The organism is Pseudonocardia sp. 2-7, assembly GCF_056341085.1.
The window spans coordinates 3,804,258-3,823,748 of sequence record NZ_CP094507.1 but is presented as its reverse complement, the minus strand read 5'-3'; the positions used below and the strand labels follow the sequence as shown (position 1 = coordinate 3,823,748).

The window sequence follows — 19,491 nt, the reverse complement described above, 5'->3', positions numbered from 1 at the left end:
GAGTATGTCCGTTTCGGTAGGATCGGTGACGTCTACCGCACATCCCGGATGACTGCCCCCGGGAGCGGGAACCCGGTCGGTGGCACCGAGGAGGTCACGATGTCCGTCACACCCCCGCCCCTGCCGCCCCCGTCGCCCGGCGGCGGGACCGGCGACCCCGACCCGCGCCCGGTGGCGCGCCCCCTGGACAGCGACGAGGAGCTCCGGCTCTCCAACCTCGAACAGGAGCTGCGCCGCTCCGACCCGGACCTGGACACCGAGCTGACCGCACCGCACCGGCCCGCGCGCGCCGCGGGTGGCCGCGCGGACCGGATCCTGCAGGCCGTCGCGATCACCGTGATCGTGCTGGTGATCGTGCCGGGCGACTGGGTCGCCGGGCTGCTGTCGTTCGGGCTGCTGCTCGGGATCCCGGCCGCGATGGCCTGGATCGCCGTCCGTGCACACCGCGAGAACGTCGCCCGGGAGCAGGCCGAGGGCCGCGACGACGAGCGCGCCTGACCCGCGCCCGGTGCCGCGGCGCCGGTCACGGGAGCGCGGTCAGGTCGTGGACGGGGCCGCCGTCGCCGCCTCGGTCGGGTCGGTCGTCGAGCGGACGGCCGGCAGCCCGAGGTGCTCACGCAACGTCGTCCCGGTGTACTCGGTGCGGAACGACCCGCGCTCCTGCAGCAGCGGCACGACCCGGTCGGCGAACTCGTCGAGCCCGCCCGGGGTGACGTGCGGGACCAGCACGTAGCCGTCCGCGGCGTCGGACTGCACGGCGTCGTCGATCGCGTCGGCGACCGTCCGCGGGCTCCCGACGAAGGTGTGCCGCCCGGTCACCTCGATCACCGTCTCGCGCAGGGACAGGTTCTTCTCCGCGGCGAGGGCACGCCACTGGTCGGCGACGGCCTTCGGGTCCCGGTACTGGCGCACGCTGGCCCGGCCCTTCGACACGAGCTCGCCCTCGACCGGGTCGAACTCCGGCAGCGGGCCGTCCGGGTCGCGCCCGGACAGGTCGGTGTTCCACAGCTGCTCGGCGAACACGATCGCGGTCTGCGGGCTGACCTGCTGGGAGCGGATCACCTCGGCGCGCTCGGCGGCCTCCGCGTCGGTGTCGCCCAGCACGTACGTCGCGGCGGGGAGGATCTTCAGGTCGTCCCACGCCCGGCCGTAGCGGGCGAGGCGGCCCTTCACGTCGGCGAGGAACGCGCGTCCGGCCTCCGGCTCGGCGTGCCGGGAGAAGATCGCGTCGGCCGACGCGGCGGCGAACTCGCGACCCTCCTCGGAGTCACCCGCCTGCAGGATCACCGGGCGGCCCTGCGGGCTGCGCGGCAGCGAGAACCGGCCGTGCACGTCGAACTGGTCGGAGGTGTAGGCGAACTCCCCGCGGTCGTCGGGACCGGTGCGCGAGTCCCAGATCGCGGCGGTCGCGGCCAGCTGTTCCTTGGCCCGGGAGTAGCGCTTCTCCTTCGGCAGGAAGCCGCCGCGGCGGAAGTTCTCGCCGGTGAACGCGTCCCACGAGGTCACCACGTTCCAGGCGGCCCGGCCGCCGGACAGGTGGTCCAGCGACGCGAACTGGCGGGCGACGTCGTAGGGCTCGGTGAAGGTCGAGTTGATCGTCCCGGCCAGGCCGAGCCGGTCGGTGACCGCGGCCAGCGCGGACAGGACCGTGAACGTGTCCGGGCGGCCCATCACGTCGAGGTCGTAGATCTCGCCGCGGTGCTCGCGCAGGCGCAGGCCCTCGGCGAGGAACAGGAAGTCGAACCTCGCCCGTTCGGCCGTTCGCGCGAAGTGCGCGAACGACTCGAACTCGATGTGGCTGCCGGACGCCGGGTCGCCCCACACGGTGGTGTTGTTGACGCCCGGGAAGTGTGCGGCCAGGTGGATCTGCTTGCGCGCCATGAACGGCCTCCCGAGGGGTTCAGCGGTCTCCTACCGGTGCAACACCGTGCGGCCGGTCGTGTTCCCGCCCGGCGTGGTCGCGGACGACGGAGGCCCCGACCCGGCGGGTCATCGCTTGCCGGCGCTCCAGGCGTAGGGCAGGTCGGTGCCGTTGAGGACGTGGTCCCCGACCGTCTGCAGCTTGTAGATCAGCGGGTTGTGCGTGGAGATCACCCGGGCGTTGCGCCAGTGCCGGTCCAGGCGCAGCTTCTCCGAGGTGATCGACGCGCCGCCGACCTCGAACAGCTGGGTGGTGGCGTCGAGCACGGCCGGGATGACGGCGGCCTGGGCGTGGGCGACGTCGAGCTCCACGCGGTCGAGCAGATCGGGGTCCTCCCCGCCCGCGTCGAGCAGCCGGTCGAGCTGGTCGGCGATGGTCAGCACCAGGGCCCGCGACGACCACGCCGCGGCGGACAGCCGCCCGACGACCTGCTGGACCAGGGGGTCGTGGCGGGGCAGGTCGGCCGCGGCGTGGGTGAAGGTGCGGGTGCGCTCCCGCACCCAGCCGGCGACGTCGTCGGTGGCGCGACGCGCGATGCCGGCGAGCACGGCGAGCTGGACGAGCTGCAGGTAGGACGTGCCCCAGGACCGGCCGGCGGAGCCGTAGCCCGGACCGAGGACCCGGTCGGCGGACACGGCGACGTCGGTGAACACGGTGGTACCGCTGGCGGTGAGGCGCTGGCCGAAGCCGTCCCAGTCGTCGTGCTGGACGACGCCCTCGGCGTCGCCGTCGACGAGCACCGAGACCCGCTCGCCGTCGAGGTCGGCGGCGACGAGGATGCGGTCGGAGTAGAGGCTGCCGGTCGAGTAGTACTTCGTGCCGTTCAGACGGTAGCCGCCGTCGCCGTCCGGGGTCAGCGCGGTCCGGTAGCGGTCGATCGCGCCGACGCCGGGCTCGGTGATGGCGTTGCCGACGAGCTCACCCCCGGCGACGGCGGCCAGCCGGGCGTCGCGGTCCGGGCCCGGGGTGGCGAGCAGCAGGTCGTCGACGTACCACCAGTGCACACGCAGCGCCTGGGGCAGGTTCGACTCGGCGGCGGCCAGGTCGACGAGCAGCCGGAACTGCTGGCGGACGGTGGCGCCGTAGCCGCCGAGGGCGACGGGCAGCCGCAGCGCACCGAAGCGTTCGGCGCGCAGGGCGGCGACCTCGTCGTGGGCGAGGGTGCGGCCCTGCTCGCGGGTCACCGCGCCCTCGGCGATCCGGGCGAAGACCGGTGCGAAGACGGCGTCGAGCTGCTCGTCGGTCCAGGCGGTCCGGCCCGCGACGCCGTCGGTTCCGGCGGGGGCGGGTGAGGTGGTGGTCATGAACGGTCCTTCCGGAGAGGGGCGCGCGGCGGTGGGCGACGACGGCGGGGACGCCGGGCGGGGCCACGGCGGGGTGCGCGGGCCCGACGGGCGCGCGGAGCGGGACGGGTGCTGCCCGGGGACGACTCGGGAGGTCGCCTCGGGACGACGGCTCAGGGTCGACAGAGTGCCGACGCCACGCGCGCGAGGTCGACATGCCCCCGCGTGGTCAGCAGCACCGATCCGGTCACGGTCGCCACGCTAGCCGCCACCCCGGGTGCCGCCCAAGCCTCCGGCGACCCGGATCACTCGCATCCTGCCTGGTGGGAGCCGTGATCGCGGCCGTCCGGACAGGTGTCCCGAGGTGTGGGAGATCTACTGTGGACAGGTCGTGGTCGATGGGTGGGACGTCGTGCCGATCCTGCGGGCGCCGCCCGGGTCAGACGGAGAGCGCCAGCCCCCGGGCGCGCAGCACCCGTCGCTCCAGGGGGCGGAAGACCAGCAGCTCGACCCCGATGCCGACGATGAGGATCAGCAGGATCGCGGCGAACACCTGCACGATGTCGTTCACGTCGGCACCGTTCTTCAGGTAGGCGCCCAGTCCGACCCCGAGCGCGGGTCCGGCCGCGATGATCTCCGCCGCCATGAGCGACCGCCAGGAGAACGCCCAGCCCTGCTTGCAGCCGGCGAGGTAGCCGGGCAGCGCCGCGGGGAGCAGGACGTGGCGGGCCATCCGGTACCCCGTCGCGCCCAGGACCTGGCCGGCCCGGGGCAGGATCGGCGGCACCTGGTCGATGCCCGCGACCAGGCCGTTCGCGATCGAGGGGACCGAGCCGAGCAGCACCACGAAGAAGATCGTGGCGTTGGTCAGCCCGAACCACAGCACCGCGGCCGGCACCCAGGCCACCGAGGGCAGCGACTGCAGACCGGTGAGCAGCGGGCCGATCGCCGCACGCACCACCGGCACCTTCGCGACCACCACACCGAGCGGGGTGGCGATCACCAGGGCGAGCAGGAAGCCGAGGGCGGCGCGGCTGACCGAGGTCCACAGGATCGACCAGATCTCGCCGCTGGCGACGGTCTCGCCGAACGCCTCGGCCACGGCGCCGGGGGCCGGCAGCTTGTACTCGGGCGTGACCGCCGAGGCCCAGACGAGCTGCCAGACCACGACGATCAGGGCGAGTGCGACGAGCGGCGGCAGCCAGGTCCGCAGCAGCCGCTGCCACCACGGGGTGGTGCGCTCGACCGGGGTGTCGAGGGCGTCGAGCCCGGCGACCGCGGCCGCGGAGTCCCGGTCGTTCTCGACGACCGTGATCGAGGTGTCCTCACGCGGCATGGCTGGTGATCACCTGCCGCAGTCGTCCGGTGATGTCGTCGTGCAGCTCGGCCTGGGCCTCGGCGTCGCGGCCGTCGGCGGGCACCGTCCACTCCCGCACCACGGTGCCGGGCCGCGAGGACAGCAGCACCACCCGCTCGGCGAGCCGGACCGCCTCGCGGACGTCGTGGGTGACGAACACGATCGTGGTGCCGGTGGCCCGCCAGACGCGCAGGAGCTCGCCCTGCAGGACGTCGCGGGTGATCGCGTCGAGGGCCGCGAACGGCTCGTCCATCAGCAGCAGCCCGCCGGTGCCCTGGTCCTCGCCGAGACCGGTCGCGGCGGCGAGTGCCCGGGCCAGTGACACGCGCTGGCGCATGCCGCCGGACAGCTCGTGCGGACGCTTGCCGCCCATGCCCTCCAGGCGCACCAGCGACAGCAGCTCCTCGGCACGTTCCTGCCGGGCCGACCGGCCGTGCCCGGCGAGCCTGAGCGGCAGCTCGACGTTGCGCAGCGCGGTCAGCCACGGCATGAGCGCGGCCTCCTGGAACATGAACGACGGCCGGGCGGACCCCACTGTGACCTCGCCCGCCGTCGGGGCGTCGAGCCCGGCGAGCAGGTTCAGCAGCGTCGACTTGCCGCAGCCGGACGCGCCGAGCACGCAGACGAACTCGCCGGCGCCGACCTGCAGGTCGATCCCGTTGAGCGCGGTCACCGCCCCCGGCCCGGTGCCGAAGGTCTTGGCGACCCCGGACAGCGCCACCGCGGTGTCGCGGGTCCGGGGACGTCGGGTGGTGAGGTCGACGGTCATCGGTGGGTTCCCCTCGTGGGTGGTGGTGTCAGTTCCGGGCGAGGCCGGCCGGGTCCACGGCGGCCTCCCCGGAGCTCGTCCGGACCGCGTCGACCGCGGTCGGGTCGAGGAAGCCGGTCAGGTCCGCCTCGCTCTTCGCGATGCCCGCCGTGACCGAGTCCTTCGCCAGCTGCGGAAAGGTCGAGGCGAGCGGGTCGGAGTCGAAGGACAGCTCGGTGAACGCGCGGTCGAGGATGTCGGCCGCCAGCGGCTTGCCGGTGATCTCGCCGATCGCCTCGTTGGAGACGGTCTTCGCCTGCGCCGGGTCGTCACGGATGAGGGCGATGGCCTTCTGCTCGCCGCGCAGGATCGCCTCGACGGTCTCGGGGTGCTGCTGCAGGAACTCGGTCCGGACGATGACGACGGTCGTCGGGAACTTCCCGCCGGGCCACAGGGACTTCTCGTCGACCAGGACCTTCGCCCCGGCGTCGACCAGGCGCGAGCTCCACGGCTCGGGCAGCCAGCCGCCGGCCACCTTGCCCTGCTTGAACAGGTCGAGGGTCTGCGGGTTCTCGATGTTCTGCACCGTCACCGCGTCCGGGCCCTGCCCGATCGGGAGCTTGTTCTCCGACAGCCAGGTCTTCAGCGCGATGTCCTGGGTGTTGCCCAGCTGGGGCGTCGCGATGATCGTGCCCTTGAGCTGCTCGGGCGAGGTGATGTCCGGGCTGGTGACCAGCTGGGCGCCGGCCGAGGTGGAGCCCGCGACGAGGCGCACGGCCTCGCCGCCCGACTTGGTGAACGCGTTGATCGCCGGGCCGGAACCGATGAACGCCACGTCGATCGAGCCGCCGAGCAGGGCGTTGACCTGGTCCGGACCCGCGTTGAACGTCTGGGTGGTGAGCGTCGTGCTCCCCAGTTCGGCGGCGAACAGGCCCTGCTTCACGCCGACCAGCGCGGGGGCGTGGGTGATGTTCGGGAAGTAGCCGAGGCGGACCTCGGTCGCGGGGGAGGTGGCGCCCGCGGCGGTGGTGCTCTCCTCGGCGCGGGAGCAGCCGGCCAGCAGCCCGAGCGCGGTGAGCAGCGCGAGCAGGACGGCGGCGGTGCGCGCCCGGGATCCGGGGCGCAGGACGTGCGGGGACATCGCGGAACGGGGTCCTTCCGTGGGGGCGGCGGGCGGTCGGGGACGACCGCTGCGCGCCGGGGCCGGCCGGCCGGGGAGGGCGTGCCGGGGTGCGGGACGGGTGACGGGCCGGAGTGGTGTCCGGCGGGCGGTTCCCGGTCCGGCGGGTGCGTCGCACGCCGGGGGCGTGGCGTGACGGCCTGCGGGACGGGGACCGGTCAGCGACAGAGTTCGCTGTAGGCGGGGGCGCGCCGGCTCGGCCAGAACGGCTCGAGGCCGGTCGGGCGCAGGGGCACCGCGTGCCACGCGGTGCGCGTCTGCCGCTGGGGGACGGGGGCCGTCGCGTCCCCCACGAGCCGTGCGGTGCGCGAGGGCCGCCGCTGGCTCGTCGTCACCCGACCAGGGTGCGCGGTGGTCACCTCTCCGGACAACCCGGAGTCCACCAACCAGGAACGGCCGCGGGATGTCCGGACACCTTTCGCGGCATCCGGGTGATGATTCCGCAGGTCGGGAGGTCTGCTGCGGTGCGGGTCACTCGATCGCGATGCGGGTTGACACCGTCGGGCACCGGATACCTACAGTCGGGACGCACACCATCCGGAGCGGCCGAGAGACCCGGCTCGACGACGCCGCAGCAACCCCCCGCAGCACGCGGGTGCGGGTGCTCCAGCCGGGTTCGATGGAGGATCCCATGCGCACGGTCGCCGAGCAGGTGCGCGCCGCGCACCATCCCCGGTACCGCCGCCACGTCGACCTGATGCGGGTCGCGGGCGCCACCTGTCGGGCCTGACCGGCGTCCCGCCGGGCGCCCACCCGCCCCGCCCCGGCCGTCCACGACGGCCACCCGTCCCGGCCGCCGCGGTCCGCGGTCCACTCCGACGTCCTCTTCGTCCCGTCGTGCCCCCCCGGGGCGACGAGAAAGCGATGCCGTATGTCTACATCGGACACCACCACCGGCGGCCCCCTGCACCTGGCCGTCGCCCTCGACGGCGCCGGCTGGCACCCCGCCGCCTGGCGCGACCCCGCCGCACACCCCCGTGGGCTGTTCACCGCCCGCTACTGGACCGACCTGGCCCGCACCGCCGAGCGCGGGCTGCTGGACCTGGTGACGATCGAGGACGCACTCGGCCTGCAGTCCGGGGACCACCTGAGCGGCGCCGACCGGCGCACCGACCGGGTGCAGGGACGCCTCGACGCCTCGCTGGTCGCCGCCTTCCTCGCCCCGACGACGTCGCGGATCGGGCTGGTCCCGACCGTCACCACCACCCACACCGAGCCGTTCCACGTCGCGTCCGCGCTGTCGACGCTCGACCACGACAGCCACGGCCGCGCCGGGTGGCGGGTGCAGACCTCGGTCCGCGCCGACGAGGCCGCCCACTTCGGGCGCCGCAGCGTCCCCGGCCTGCGCCGTGCCGACCTCGGCACCCCGGCCGCCCGCGAACTCGTCGCCGAGCTGTTCGGCGAGGCCGCCGACGCCGTCGAGGTCGTGCGCAGGCTCTGGGACTCCTGGGAGGACGACGCCGAGATCCGCGACGCCCTGACCGGGCGCTTCGTCGACCGGGACAAGCTGCACCGGGTCGACTTCGCCGGGGATCACTTCGGCGTCGCCGGGCCGTCGATCGTGCCGCGCCCGCCGCAGGGCCAGCCGCTGGTCGTGTCGCTGGCCCACGGCTACGACCCGGCGCTGCTCGCCGCCCGGGTCGGCGACGTCGTGTTCACCACACCGCACGACGCCGACGACGCCGCGCGCATCGTCTCCCAGGTCCGCTCCGCGGAGGCCGCCGCGGGCCGCACCGCGCCGCCGCTGCGGATCCTCGGCGACGTCGTCGTGGTGCTCGCCGGCACCGAGCGCGCCGCCCGCGAGCGGCTCGCCCGGCTGGACGCACTCGAGCCGCTCTCCTCCGACGCCGCGATCCTCGCCACCACCCCCGCCGGGCTCGCCGACACCCTGCTGTCCTGGCGCCGCGCCGGGCTCGACGGCTACCGGCTGCGCCCGGCCGTCCTGCCGGCCGACCTCGACGCCGTCGTCGACGGCCTGGTCCCCGAGCTGCAGTCCCGCGGCGCGTTCCGCACCGCCTACGGCGAGACCACCCTGCGCGAGCGCTTCGGGCTGCCCAGGCCCGCCAGCCGCTACGCCGCCGGGGCCGGGTCCGCCGCCGTCCCGACCTTCTCCGGAGCCACCGCATGAGCAACAGGAAGCAGATCGTGCTCGGCGCCTACTTCCCGGGCGTCAACCACGACACCGTCTGGAGCGACCCGGCCTCGGGCAGCCACATCGCCTGGGAGTCGTTCGAGCACTGGGCGCGCACCGCCGAGCGCGGGCGCCTCGACCTGCTCTTCCTCGCCGAGGGACTGCGGCTGCGCACCCGCGGTGGGGAGATCTTCGACCAGGACGTCGTCGGACGCCCGGACACCTTCACCGTGCTCGCCGCGCTGGCCGCGGTCACCGAGCACATCGGTCTGGCCGGGACGATCAACTCGACCTTCAACGAGCCCTACGAGCTGGCCCGGAAGTTCGCGACGCTGGACATCCTCTCCGGCGGGCGCGCGGCGTGGAACGTCGTGACCAGCTCCGACGCCCCCACCGGCGAGAACTTCCGCCGCGGTGCCTACCTCGGCCACCGCCAGCGCTACGAGCGGGCCGGGGAGACCCTCGCCGCGGTCCGCGCGCTCTGGGACTCCTGGGGTTCCGACGCCGTCGTCGCCGACCCCGCGTCGGGCACCTTCCTGCGCGACGGCCACGTCGGCGACTTCGCGGTCGCGGGCAACCAGTTCGACATCGCCGGGCGCTTCACCACCCCGCACAGCCCGCAGGGCCACCCGGTGGTGCTGCAGGCCGGCGAGTCCCCGGCCGGTCGCGACTTCGCCGCCGCGTCCGCCGACGCGATCTTCTCCCGGTACCAGAAGTTCGACGAGGCCCGCGCCTTCTACGACGACGTCAAGGCCCGGGTCCGCAAGGCCGGCCGGGACCCCGACGAGGTGCGGATCCTGCCCAGCGCCGGCGTCGTGCTCGGCGACACCGACGCCGAGGCCCGCGAGCGTCACGAGCACCTCCACGACCGGCAGGTCGACCCGTGGACCTCGATCGTGCTGGCCGAGATGGTCTGGAACCGCGACCTGTCCGGCTACGACCCGGACGGGCCGCTGCCCGACGTCGAGCCCACCCCCGAGGCTCCGACGTGGATCGAGGGCCGGGCCCCGCTGACCCAGGACGCGCACGCGACCGTCGCCGCCTGGCGCGAGCTCGCCGACGCCCACGGGTACTCGCTGCGCGAGACGGTCAAGCACGTCTTCGACCGCGCGGTGTTCGTCGGGACCCCGGAGCACGTGGCCGACGAGATCGACCGCTACGTGCAGAACGACGCCTCCGACGGGTTCATCCTCGGCTCCCACGTCAGCCCGTCCGGCCTCGACGAGGTCGTCGACCGGGTCGTGCCGATCCTGCAGGAGCGCGGGGTGTTCCGGACCGACTACACCCCGGGCGCCACGCTGCGGGAGAACCTCGGGCTCGCGCACCCGTCGCGCTTCGGCGAGCGCCGTGCGGCGGTGGCGTCGTGAGGCGCCGGTTCCGGCTGTGGCGGGACCTGCCCGCCGGCCGCTCGGCCGTGCTGCTCGCGGCCACCGCGCTCACCCTCACCGCCTGCGGCTCCGGCGCCGGTGGCTCCGCCGCCGACGCGGGCCCGCCGCAGCCGGGCGGGACGCTGGTGTTCGCGGTGTCCTCGGACCAGGGTTGCGCCGACCCGCAGCAGGTGCAGAGCAACGACTCGATCTACTCGCTGCGCCAGGTCGTCGACTCGCTCACCGACCAGGACCCGTCCACCGGCGCGATCGTGCCCTGGCTGGCGACCCGCTGGTCGTCGAACGCCGACGCCACCGCCTGGACGTTCACCCTGCGCCCCGGCGCCACCTTCTCCGACGGCGCGCCCGTCGACGCGGCCGCGGTGAAGACGAACCTCGACCGGGCGGTGCAGCTCGGCGCCCGCGGCAGCCTCCCCAAGGGCTACCTGGCCGGGTACACCGGCACCGAGGTCACGAGCCCCACCGAGTTCACCGTCCGGTTCTCCAAGCCCAACGTGCAGTTCCTGCAGGGCACCTCCACCCACAGCCTCGGCCTGCTCTCCCCGGCCGGCGCCGTCCGCTCCGACGACGAGCGCTGCGCCGGCGTCGTCGGCTCCGGTCCGTTCACCCTCGAGCGCTACGTCAAGAACGACGTCACCGTGCTCGCGAAGCGGGCCGGCTACGACTGGGGCTCGCAGCTGTTCACCCACCCCGGCGAGGCCTGGCTCGACCGGGCCGAGTTCCGCGTCGTCCCCGAGTCCGGGGTGCGGGCGGGCAGCGTGCAGTCCGGCGAGGTCGACGCGATCGCGAGCGTCGGCCAGCAGGACGAGGCCCCGCTCACCGGGGCCGGGGTCCAGCTCCCGGCCCGGCCGAACCCGGGCCTGCCGTTCGGGATCACGTTCAACCAGGGCACCCCGCTCGGCGCCGACGCCGCCGTCCGCGAGGCGGTGAGCCGGGGCATCGACCGCAACGAGGTCGTCGCCGCGGTCTACCCGACCCAGACGCGGGCGGCGACGAGCCCGCTGTCGTCGACGACGCCGTCCTACGCCGACCAGTCCGCGCTCGTCGGCTACGACCCGGCCGCCGCGACCGCCGCGCTCGACCGCGCCGGGTGGGTGCCCGGCCCGGACGGCATCCGCGCCAAGGGCGGGCAGCGCCTGACCGTGCCGCTGACGTTCGCCCAGAACATCGGCACCACCAAGCCCGCGCTGGAGCTGATCCAGCAGCAGCTGCGCCGGATCGGGATCGACGTGGCGCTCCGCGAGATCCAGATCGCCGAGACCCAGGCCGTCCTCGACGGCGGGGACTTCGTCGCCGCGTGGGGCAACCTGACCCGGGCCGACCCGGACATCCTGCGGTCGACCTACGGCACCGACGGGACCAACCGCTACCGGCTGCCCGCCGGGCCGCTGCAGGCCCCGCTGGCGGAGCAGGCCGCCACGGTCGACCCGGCGCGACGCGCGGCACTCGCCGGGCAGGCGCAGAAGCTGCTCGCCGAGCGGTTCGACACCGCGCCCGTCGTCGAGCTCACCACCGTGCTCGGCGTCGGCCCGGACGCCCACGGCGTCGCGTTCGACGCGTCCTCGCGCATCCAGCTGCACGACGCCTGGAAGTCCGACGCGCGATGACCGTCCCCTACCTGCTGCGCCGCCTCGGGCTCGCCGCCGTCGTGCTGTGGGCGGCGTGGACGGTCAGCTTCATCGTGCTCTACCTGCTGCCCGGCGACCCGGTCGCGACCATGGCCTCGGGCGACGGCGAGCCGGTGTCGCCGTCCGAGCTGGACGCCCTGCGTGCCCGCTACGGCCTCGACCAGCCGCTGCCGGTGCAGTACGTGACGAAGCTCTGGGCGGCGCTGCACGGCGACCTCGGCACGTCGTTCGCCAGCGGGCAGGACGTGCGGACCGCGGTCGCGCAGGCCCTCCCCCCGACCCTGCAGATCGCCGCCGCCGGGCTGCTCGTCGCCGTCGTCGGCGGCACCGCGGTCGCGCTCGCCGCGACCTGGGCCCGGACGCCGTGGCTGCGGCAGGTGCTGGCGTCGCTGCCGTCGCTGGCCGTGTCGCTGCCGGTGTTCTGGGTCGGGCTGATGCTGGTGCAGCTGTTCTCGTTCTCCTTGGGCTGGCTGCCCTCGGTCGGCGACCGCGGACCGGAGTCGCTGATCCTCCCGGCGGTCACCCTCGGCCTCCCGACCGGCGCGCTCGTCGCCCAGGTGCTCGCGAAGAGCCTCACCCAGGCGCTGGACTCGCCGTACGTCACGACCGCCCGCGCCAAGGGGGTCGGCGCGGCCGCGGTGCACCTGCGCCACGCGCTGGGCAACGCCGCGATCCCCGCCCTCACCGTGCTCGGCTACGTCGTCGGGAACCTGCTCGCCGGGTCGGTCGTCGTCGAGACGGTGTTCACCCGGCCCGGCCTGGGCCGGCTCACCGTCGCCTCGGTCGGGGCGCAGGACATCCCTGTCGTACAGGGCATCGTCCTGTTCGCGGCGCTCGCCTTCGTCGTGGTCAACCTGCTCGTCGACCTGGCCTACCCGCTGCTCGACCCGCGGGTCGCCGTCGCCCCCGGGAGTATTTGATGACCCTGCTCGACCGCGCCCCCCTCGCCGCGCCCGGCGTCCGTGACACACCGCCTCCGGCCGGTCGACGGCCGCGGGCCCGGCTCGGGCGGTTCCTGCGCTCCCGGCCCGGGCTGGTGCTCGCCGGGGCGGTCGTGCTGCTCGTGCTGACCGCGGCGTTCGTGCCGTCGCTGCTCGCGCCCGGCGACCCCGCGGTCGGTGACACCGCACGCCGGCTCGCTCCGCCCGGGCCCGGCCACTGGTTCGGCACCGACCACCTCGGCCGCGACGTCTGGACCCGGGTCGTGCACGGCGCCTCGCTGTCGCTGCAGGCCACCGTGATCGCGGTCGCCGTCGCGCTCGTCGCGGGCGGGCTGATCGGGCTGCTCGCCGGGTTCGCCGGCGGCTGGGTCGACGAGGTCCTCATGCGCGGCGTCGACATGCTGCTCGCGATCCCCGCGATCCTGCTGTCGCTGGCCCTGATCACCGCGCTCGGCTTCGGGACGGTGAAGGTCGCGATCGCGGTCGGCGTGGCGAGCGTCGCGAGCTTCGCCCGGGTGATGCGCGCCGAGACCCTGCGGGTGCGCCGCGCCCTCTACGTCGAGGCCGCCCGCGCGGTCGGCACCCGCTGGTACGTCTCGCTGTGGCGGCACGTGCTGCCGAACGCGGCCGGGCCGGTCGTCGTGCTCGCGGTGCTGGAGTTCGGCCTGGCGATCCTGGCGGTGTCCGCGCTGAGCTTCCTCGGCTACGGCGCCCCGCCGCCCGCCTCGGAGTGGGGCTCGCTGGTCGCCGACGGCCGCAACTACCTGGCCGTCGCCTGGTGGGTGTGCGCGATGCCCGGCCTGGTCATCGCCGCGACCGTCCTGTCGGTCAACCGCATCTCCCGCGCCCTGGACGGCGAGTGGGGGCGGTCCGCATGAGCGCCCTGCTGCAGGTCGAGGGCCTGGAGGTCACCTACGCCGGGAGCGGGGGGACGGTGCACGCCGTGCGCGGGGTCGACCTGACCGTCGCACCCGGGGAGGTCGTCGCCGTCGTCGGGGAGTCCGGGTCGGGCAAGACCACACTCGCCGCCGCGGTGCTCGGGCTGCTGCCCACCGCCGGTGCCGTCGCCGCGGGCACCGTCTCCCTCGACGGCACCACCCTCACCGGGCTGTCCGAGCGCGCGTACCGGTCGGTGCGCGGCGCCCGGATCGGGCTCGTCCCGCAGGACCCGGGCGTCGCGCTGAACCCGGTCCAGAAGGTCGGCGTGCAGGTCGCGGAGGTGCTGCGCACCCACGGGCTCGCCGACCGCCGCTCCGCACCGGCCCGTGCCGTCGAGCTCCTGGGGCAGGCCGGTCTCGACGAGCCGGGGACCCGCGCCGGGCAGTACCCGCACCAGCTGTCCGGCGGGATGCGCCAGCGCGTGCTCATCGCGATCGCCATCGCCGCCGGGCCCGCGCTGGTCGTCGCCGACGAGCCGACCAGTGCGCTGGACGCGACCGTCGCCCGGCGGATCCTCGACCACCTCGACACGCTGCGCCGCGACCTCGGCACCGCGCTGCTGCTGATCACCCACGACCTCGCCGTCGCCACCGACCGGGCCGACCGGATCGTCGTGATGCGGCACGGGCGGGTCGTGGAGCAGGGCACCCCGGCCGAGCTGCTCGCCGGCGCCCGCGACCCCTACACCCGGGAGCTGCTCGCCGCCGCCCCCGGTCTCGCGCTCACCGCCCCGCCGGTGCTGCCGCCCGTCGACACGGCGGGGACCCCGGTCGCCGAGGTCCGCGACCTGGTGAAGGAGTTCCCGCTGCCCCGCGCCCGCGGCTCCTGGACGCGGCGCACCCACCGCGCCGTGGACGGGGTGTCGTTCACGATCGCCCGCGGCGAGACCGTCGCGCTGGTCGGGGAGTCCGGATCGGGCAAGTCGACGACGGCGCGGCTGCTGCTGCGCCTGGAGGACCCCACCTCCGGGCAGGTGCTGCTCGGCGGCGACGACGTGACCCGCGTCCGCGGTGAGGCGTGGCGGGCCCTGCGCCGCCGCGCCCAGCTGATCTACCAGAACCCCTACGCCTCGCTGGACCCCCGGTTCACCGTCCGGGAGATCGTCACCGAGCCGCTGCGGGCGTTCTCCGTCGGTTCGGCCGCCGCGCAGTTCGATCGTGCCGCGGAGCTCGTCGACCGGGTCGCGCTCCCGTCGGGGACGCTCGACCGGCGGCCGGGGGAGCTGTCCGGCGGGCAGCGTCAACGCGTCGCGATCGCCCGGGCGCTGGCGCTGTCGCCGGACCTCGTCGTCGCCGACGAGCCGGTGTCCGCGCTCGACGTCTCGGTGCAGGCCCAGGTGCTGGAGCTGCTCGCCGAGCTGCAGCAGCGCGACGGCCTGTCCTACCTGTTCATCTCGCACGACCTCGCCGTGGTCCGGCGGGTCGCGCACCGTACCGGCGTCCTGCGCGACGGACGGCTCCGCGAGCTGCGGCCCACCGCGGAGCTGTTCGACGACCCGCAGGACGAGTACACCGCAGAGCTGCTCGCCGCGATCGCCGGTAGGAAAGCCGGGGTGTCGTGAGCCGATACATCGACACCGTCCTGTCCCGGCGGCGTCACATCGACTACGTGCGGATCTCCTCGACGCTGTGTCGGCCGGTCGATCGTCCCGACGGATCGACACCGACACCTCGTCACCAGGAGACATCCCATGAGCGTTCCGACCCTGCCCACCGCTGATCCGGGAACCCAGCTGCTCGACGGGCTCGACGCCCTCGTGCGTCGCCACCGCGCGCTGCGCGGTGGTGGCGACCCCGGCAACGACGCCCTGCACGCCGAGCTGATCACCGCCGAGGTGGCCCAGCAGCTCGCGGCGGCCCGTTCCGCGTTGCGCCGCCGCCCGCGCGTCGCCTGACCCGTTCCGCCGGGACGCGGCAGGCCCGTCGCGTCCCGGCGGACCCGGGACGACACCGGGATGCAGCTCGGGGGGCACAGGGTGACCCGGGGCGTCCGCCGGGCTGCATCTCGGCGGGCGCGGGAGCGCGGCGCGGTGGCACCGGGCCGTCCGGCGTGCGGGCCACCGCCCACCCGGGCGTCGGCGAGATGCCGCTGCCGCACCGCGACGGCGGCCGTCGCACCCGTCGCGGCGGGTGCGACCACCGCACTCGGGGTGCGACGGCCCTGCTTCACCGCGGTCAGCCGCCCGGTCGCGACGTCGAACACGAAACCGCGCACGGCGTCGGTGTGCGGGAGCCGTCACCCCGGGTGGCGTGCGGCGGGGCGTGTCCGGACACCCCCCCCGCACCGGCTCACTCCGGCCCGGTGAAGAACTCCAGGGCGATGTTGTCCGGGTCGCGGAAGGAGACGCCGCTGCCGTAGTGCGCCTTCTTGACGCCCTCGTGGGCGATGCCCAGGTCGGTCAGCTTCTGCGCCCACTGCTCCAGCTCGGCGTGCGAGCCGACCGCGAAGCCGACGTGGTCGAGGCCGGTGCGCTCCTCGTCGAACGGCTCGCCGGACTCGCGGCCCTGGTGGGTGTGCAGACCGAACAGCATCCCACCGTCGAGGGCGAAGACGGTGTGGTGGAAGCGGCCGCCCTCCTCGTCCTCGTCCAGGACGGGCTCGGCGCCGAACAGCGCCGCGTACCAGCGCGTGCTGCGTTCGAGATCGCTGACGGTCAGGGCGACGTGCTGCAGACCGGGGAAGGCCACGGTGTCCCTCGCTTCGTTGCGTGCGGGTGTCCGCATGTGTCTATCAGCCGGATGCGGCCGCGGGGCCCCTTCGACCGGAGGGTCGTCACGGTGCCGGAAGGGCCGGGTACCCGATCGGGGTCCGGTCGCCCTCCCAGCCCCAGCGGCGCACCGGGACCGAGGTGACGTCGTAGGCGTCGACGGCGAGGTCGGTGTCGATCCGGGTGATCGAGCCCCAGTCGGCCTGGTCCGGGTCGTCGGCGGTGTCGATCCGGGTCGCGACGACCTGCTCGGTGGTGGTGCGGCGCATCGCCGCGAAGCTGCCCCCGGCGACGTCGGCGAACGACACGTCCACGGCGAACCCGAGCGACGACGGGCCCAGCACCAGGTAGCGCGGGGTCTGCACCAGCCCGGCCCGGACGGCGGGCAGGTCGCGCAGGCAGGGCGCCGACCAGAGGATCGACCAGTCGACGTAGACCGGGCCGTCGGCGTCGCGCAGCATCGGCACCACCGGCGCCGGGGTGATCATCCGCGGGGCGGCGGCGGCCACCCAGCCACCCGGCCCGACGGCGGTGTCGACGGCGTGCACCCGCACCCGGTCGACGTCCGCCGGGAACGCGGAGACGGGCACCCGCACGGTGCGCCAGCCCGGCCGGTCCAGCGGCACGGCCTCCTGCACCCGCTCGGTGGGGTAGGTGCCGCGGGCACCGGTCGCGGTGTCGTCGAGCGACACGCGTCCGTCCGGGCCCGGCGACCCGGCCCGGGCGTACTCCAGCTCCAGGGTGTTGCCCTGCCCGGTCCGCCCGGCGACGTCGACCGACAGCACCCGGTCGCCCGGCCCCGGCGCGACGGCGAACCATCGGGTGCGGAGCTCGCCGGTGGTGCCCGGGCCGCCGTCGAGACTGCCCCAGGCGAGCCCGCCGCGCGGCGGGTCGTCGACCCAGCCGCGGCCCTCGGTGAACCCGGTGAGGGTGTCGGCGCCGCCGGCGGCGGGCAGCGCGCCCGTGTCGACCGGGACCGTGACGTGGTCGAGGATCCCGCAGGTGTCGCGGCCGGTCAGCTCGCTCCACATCTGTCCGCCGACGCTGTAGCCCCCGCCCTGGCGCACCGGGGCGACGACGAAGGACGCCACCACCACCGACACCCCGGTGACCAGGGCGACCACCACGATCCCGGCGGGCAGCGCCGCCGCGGCCCGGGCCGTGGAGTCCCGCCGTGTCCGGTGTCCTCGGCGTCCCGACCGGTGTACCGCGACGGCGGACACGGCCGGCACCGCCGCCGCCACGGCCCACACCGCGGGCGAGTTCAGCGGCGCGAACGGCCCGTCTGCGCGCGGCACACCCCAGCCCGACCACAGGAACCACTCGTTGCGTCCGGAGAAGGCCAGCGCGACCAGCACGACCGCCGCCAGGGTGCCGGCGGTGGCCGCGCCGCGCACGGTCGGGTCGGCGGGCCGCCGGGCCGCGGTCACCACCAGCACCGCCCCCGCGGCGACGGCGAGCGCCCCGGTCCCGGAGAGCGTCCCGAAGTAGTGGGTCCACTTCGACGGCGCCGGGGTGAGCAGCACGAACCCGAGTGCGAGTCCGGCCAGGGGGACCGGTGTCCACCGCAGACCGGGGCCCCACCGGTGCGCGCCGCGCGCGACCAGCGGCAGCGCCGCGACCAGCATCGCGACGGCGAGCAGCACCGGCACCCGGCGGCCGAGGCCGCCCTGCTCGGTGCCGAACCCCAGCAGGTAGCTCCAGCGGCGCAGCTCCTGGAACCACGGTGTGGCCGGGCCGTAGAACTGGTGCATCTCGGTGGCGCGCGCGACCGTGTACAGGCTCTGCCCGGTGAAGACGGGGGTGAGCCCGGCCGCGGCGATCCCGGCCGCGGCGACGGTCGCCGCGACCCCGACGGCGAACCCCCCGCCGCCGTGGCGAGTGACCCGCCGCCACAGCGCCGGGAGCAGCAGCACCAGCGGACCGGCGACGGTCACCGCCGACGGAGTCACCGCCAGTGCCAGCCCCGAGGCCAGGGCGGCGGCCGCGATCCACGTCCCGCCGCGGCGCCCGGGCCGGGCGGCGGCGCGCAGCGCACAGCACAGCGCCGCGGTCGTCGCGAGCGCCGCGAACGGCTCCGGGCGGACCCCGAGGTTCAGCGGCAGCCACCACGCCAGCAGCGCGACGCCGAGCGTGCCCCGCACCCACGCCCGGCGGTGGTGGCGTGCCAGCACCGCGGGCAACGCGACCCGCGACAGCAGCAGCCACACCGCGATCCCGGCGAGCACCGAGGGCACGCGCAGCACCAGCGGCCCCACCCCGGTCTCGGCCAGCGCCCGCACCAGGCGGATCACCAGCGTGTACGGCGCCTCCGAGGCGTTGCCCCAGCGGTAGACGTTGCCGAAGTCGCCGGTCGCGGTGCCCGTCGCGTTGCGCGCGATCGCCTCGGTGAAGCCGTCGTCGGTGGACAGCGGCCCGAGCACCGTCCACACCGCCAGGGTGACGACGACGAGCACGTCCGCGGCGGCCCGTCCGATCCCGGCCGGGGTGGCCACCGCGGCCAGCCGGGCCCGCCGGAGCCGGGCCGCGCCACGGCGGCGCCGGAACCGGTCACCGGCGAGGCGGGCCAGCAGCACCGCGGCGAGGGCGGCGGCGAGCCACTGGGACCCGATCAGCACGGTCTTGGCCGGCGACGACGCGGCGGCGAACCAGTCCGCGGTGCGCGCGGTGACCCGCAGGCCGTCGGCGTCGGCGGGGGAGAGCTGGGTGGTGAACGCGGCGACCGCGCGCACGACGTCGCCGGGGAACGCGAGCGGGGCGGCGTCGCCGAGGGTGACCCGGGACCCGGCCTCGTCGGTGTCGAGGACGAGCCCGCAGGCGTCGCCGGGCGGGACGGGGGCGCGCAGCAGCTCACGGCCCCCGACCAGGACCCGCAGCTCCCCGCCCGGTCCGGTGAGCACGGCGAACCCGATCCCGGTGGCACCGGGCCGCTCCGAGCCCACGACGGTCGTCGCCGTCCCGGTGTCGGTCGAGCGGGCCTGCGCGGTGCGCAGCACCCGGCAGCCGACGTCGACGCGCACCGCCTCCGGCGCATAGGGCTGGAACGCCGCCGTCGTCGACACCGGCTGCTCGCCCGCCCGGGGCCAGGTCACGGTCGTGCTGCGGGTGTCGACGGGGGCGAACGGCACCAGCGCCGCGAGCAGGCCCGCGAGCAGGCCGGCGAGCAGGGTCGCGACCACCAGGCGGCGGGGGACGGAGGGCGGGGCGGGGTGGTCTGAGGGGTGCATCGACTTCCGGATCGACTCGGCGGGGGAGCGCGGCGGGGCCG

General features: G+C 75.4%; 17 protein-coding genes and 1 riboswitch. Of the genes, 9 read left to right on the top strand and 8 right to left on the bottom strand.

All coding sequences use genetic code 11. From position 1 onward, the window contains the following. The first annotated feature begins 99 nt into the window (after nucleotides 1-99). Nucleotides 100-498 (top strand): DUF3040 domain-containing protein, encoded by a 399-nt coding sequence (locus tag MTO91_RS18375; RefSeq protein ID WP_476652056.1) that lies wholly within the window; start codon nucleotides 100-102, stop codon nucleotides 496-498. A gap of 39 nt (nucleotides 499-537) precedes the next feature. Here MTO91_RS18375 and MTO91_RS18370 read toward each other — a convergent pair whose 3' ends face one another. From MTO91_RS18370 to MTO91_RS18345, 6 genes are all read right to left on the bottom strand, one after another. Further along, complete coding sequence (locus MTO91_RS18370) at nucleotides 538-1,881, bottom strand: NtaA/DmoA family FMN-dependent monooxygenase (RefSeq protein ID WP_405416213.1); 1,344 nt, start codon at nucleotides 1,879-1,881, stop codon at nucleotides 538-540. A gap of 108 nt (nucleotides 1,882-1,989) precedes the next feature. Continuing rightward, nucleotides 1,990-3,225 (bottom strand): acyl-CoA dehydrogenase family protein, encoded by a 1,236-nt coding sequence (locus MTO91_RS18365; RefSeq protein WP_476652055.1) that lies wholly within the window; start codon nucleotides 3,223-3,225, stop codon nucleotides 1,990-1,992. 152 nt (nucleotides 3,226-3,377) lie between these two features. Further along, nucleotides 3,378-3,443 (bottom strand): putative leader peptide, encoded by a 66-nt coding sequence (locus MTO91_RS18360; RefSeq protein WP_374210257.1) that lies wholly within the window; start codon nucleotides 3,441-3,443, stop codon nucleotides 3,378-3,380. A 200-nt stretch (nucleotides 3,444-3,643) separates the two neighbouring features. After that, a complete protein-coding gene (locus MTO91_RS18355; RefSeq protein ID WP_476652054.1) occupies nucleotides 3,644-4,540 on the bottom strand; it encodes an ABC transporter permease in 897 nt (298 codons plus the stop codon). Then, nucleotides 4,530-5,330 carry an ABC transporter ATP-binding protein gene (locus MTO91_RS18350; RefSeq protein WP_476652053.1) on the bottom strand — a complete coding sequence of 267 codons (801 nt, stop codon included), beginning with the start codon at nucleotides 5,328-5,330 and terminating at the stop codon, nucleotides 4,530-4,532. Before MTO91_RS18350 ends, MTO91_RS18355 begins: the two co-directional genes overlap by 11 nt. A gap of 28 nt (nucleotides 5,331-5,358) precedes the next feature. After that, nucleotides 5,359-6,450 carry an ABC transporter substrate-binding protein gene (locus MTO91_RS18345; RefSeq protein WP_476652051.1) on the bottom strand — a complete coding sequence of 364 codons (1,092 nt, stop codon included), beginning with the start codon at nucleotides 6,448-6,450 and terminating at the stop codon, nucleotides 5,359-5,361. A gap of 569 nt (nucleotides 6,451-7,019) precedes the next feature. Next, a riboswitch (SAM riboswitch) is annotated at nucleotides 7,020-7,115 on the top strand. A 5-nt stretch (nucleotides 7,116-7,120) separates the two neighbouring features. On the opposite strand from MTO91_RS18345, the gene MTO91_RS18340 reads away from it, so the two are divergent. From MTO91_RS18340 to MTO91_RS18305, 8 genes are all read left to right on the top strand, one after another. After that, nucleotides 7,121-7,219, top strand: a complete 99-nt coding sequence (locus tag MTO91_RS18340; RefSeq protein WP_318299301.1) for a putative leader peptide — start codon at nucleotides 7,121-7,123, stop codon at nucleotides 7,217-7,219. A 141-nt stretch (nucleotides 7,220-7,360) separates the two neighbouring features. After that, nucleotides 7,361-8,617, top strand: coding sequence for an LLM class flavin-dependent oxidoreductase (locus MTO91_RS18335; RefSeq protein ID WP_476652050.1), 1,257 nt, complete (start codon nucleotides 7,361-7,363; stop codon nucleotides 8,615-8,617). Continuing rightward, nucleotides 8,614-9,987, top strand: coding sequence for an NtaA/DmoA family FMN-dependent monooxygenase (locus MTO91_RS18330; RefSeq protein WP_476652048.1), 1,374 nt, complete (start codon nucleotides 8,614-8,616; stop codon nucleotides 9,985-9,987). The genes MTO91_RS18335 and MTO91_RS18330 overlap by 4 nt, the downstream gene beginning before the upstream one ends. Continuing rightward, nucleotides 9,984-11,615, top strand: coding sequence for an ABC transporter substrate-binding protein (locus MTO91_RS18325; RefSeq protein ID WP_476652047.1), 1,632 nt, complete (start codon nucleotides 9,984-9,986; stop codon nucleotides 11,613-11,615). The genes MTO91_RS18330 and MTO91_RS18325 overlap by 4 nt, the downstream gene beginning before the upstream one ends. Further along, nucleotides 11,612-12,556, top strand: coding sequence for an ABC transporter permease (locus MTO91_RS18320; RefSeq protein WP_476652046.1), 945 nt, complete (start codon nucleotides 11,612-11,614; stop codon nucleotides 12,554-12,556). The genes MTO91_RS18325 and MTO91_RS18320 overlap by 4 nt, the downstream gene beginning before the upstream one ends. Beyond that, on the top strand, nucleotides 12,556-13,455 hold the full coding sequence (locus MTO91_RS18315) for an ABC transporter permease (RefSeq protein ID WP_476652045.1): 900 nt from the start codon (nucleotides 12,556-12,558) through the stop codon (nucleotides 13,453-13,455). Before MTO91_RS18320 ends, MTO91_RS18315 begins: the two co-directional genes overlap by 1 nt. Then, nucleotides 13,452-15,077 (top strand): dipeptide ABC transporter ATP-binding protein, encoded by a 1,626-nt coding sequence (locus tag MTO91_RS18310; RefSeq protein WP_405416242.1) that lies wholly within the window; start codon nucleotides 13,452-13,454, stop codon nucleotides 15,075-15,077. The genes MTO91_RS18315 and MTO91_RS18310 overlap by 4 nt, the downstream gene beginning before the upstream one ends. A 129-nt stretch (nucleotides 15,078-15,206) precedes the next feature. Then, entirely contained in the window at nucleotides 15,207-15,410 is a 204-nt protein-coding gene (locus MTO91_RS18305) for a hypothetical protein (RefSeq protein WP_208821978.1), read from the top strand. 394 nt (nucleotides 15,411-15,804) lie between these two features. Here MTO91_RS18305 and MTO91_RS18300 read toward each other — a convergent pair whose 3' ends face one another. Together MTO91_RS18300 and MTO91_RS18295 are read right to left on the bottom strand one after the other, a co-directional pair. Next, the gene (locus MTO91_RS18300; protein ID WP_208821987.1) at nucleotides 15,805-16,203 is read right to left on the bottom strand and encodes a VOC family protein; all 399 of its coding nucleotides are present in this window, start codon (nucleotides 16,201-16,203) and stop codon (nucleotides 15,805-15,807) included. 85 nt (nucleotides 16,204-16,288) lie between these two features. After that, the gene (locus MTO91_RS18295; protein ID WP_476652044.1) at nucleotides 16,289-19,450 is read right to left on the bottom strand and encodes an arabinosyltransferase domain-containing protein; all 3,162 of its coding nucleotides are present in this window, start codon (nucleotides 19,448-19,450) and stop codon (nucleotides 16,289-16,291) included. Nucleotides 19,451-19,491: the final 41 nt, after the last annotated feature.

Excerpts from the sequence above, each read along its gene's own strand:
- MTO91_RS18375 (WP_476652056.1), top strand. The coding sequence starts at position 100 with ATGTCCGTCACACCCCCGCCCCTGCCGCCCCCGTCGCCCGGCGGCGGG.
- MTO91_RS18370 (WP_405416213.1), bottom strand. The coding sequence starts at position 1,881 with ATGGCGCGCAAGCAGATCCACCTGGCCGCACACTTCCCGGGCGTCAAC.
- MTO91_RS18365 (WP_476652055.1), bottom strand. The coding sequence starts at position 3,225 with ATGACCACCACCTCACCCGCCCCCGCCGGAACCGACGGCGTCGCGGGC.
- MTO91_RS18355 (WP_476652054.1), bottom strand. The coding sequence starts at position 4,540 with ATGCCGCGTGAGGACACCTCGATCACGGTCGTCGAGAACGACCGGGAC.
- MTO91_RS18350 (WP_476652053.1), bottom strand. The coding sequence starts at position 5,330 with ATGACCGTCGACCTCACCACCCGACGTCCCCGGACCCGCGACACCGCG.
- MTO91_RS18345 (WP_476652051.1), bottom strand. The coding sequence starts at position 6,450 with ATGTCCCCGCACGTCCTGCGCCCCGGATCCCGGGCGCGCACCGCCGCC.
- MTO91_RS18340 (WP_318299301.1), top strand. The coding sequence starts at position 7,121 with ATGCGCACGGTCGCCGAGCAGGTGCGCGCCGCGCACCATCCCCGGTAC.
- MTO91_RS18335 (WP_476652050.1), top strand. The coding sequence starts at position 7,361 with ATGTCTACATCGGACACCACCACCGGCGGCCCCCTGCACCTGGCCGTC.
- MTO91_RS18330 (WP_476652048.1), top strand. The coding sequence starts at position 8,614 with ATGAGCAACAGGAAGCAGATCGTGCTCGGCGCCTACTTCCCGGGCGTC.
- MTO91_RS18320 (WP_476652046.1), top strand. The coding sequence starts at position 11,612 with ATGACCGTCCCCTACCTGCTGCGCCGCCTCGGGCTCGCCGCCGTCGTG.
- MTO91_RS18315 (WP_476652045.1), top strand. The coding sequence starts at position 12,556 with ATGACCCTGCTCGACCGCGCCCCCCTCGCCGCGCCCGGCGTCCGTGAC.
- MTO91_RS18310 (WP_405416242.1), top strand. The coding sequence starts at position 13,452 with ATGAGCGCCCTGCTGCAGGTCGAGGGCCTGGAGGTCACCTACGCCGGG.
- MTO91_RS18305 (WP_208821978.1), top strand. The coding sequence starts at position 15,207 with ATGAGCGTTCCGACCCTGCCCACCGCTGATCCGGGAACCCAGCTGCTC.
- MTO91_RS18295 (WP_476652044.1), bottom strand. The coding sequence starts at position 19,450 with ATGCACCCCTCAGACCACCCCGCCCCGCCCTCCGTCCCCCGCCGCCTG.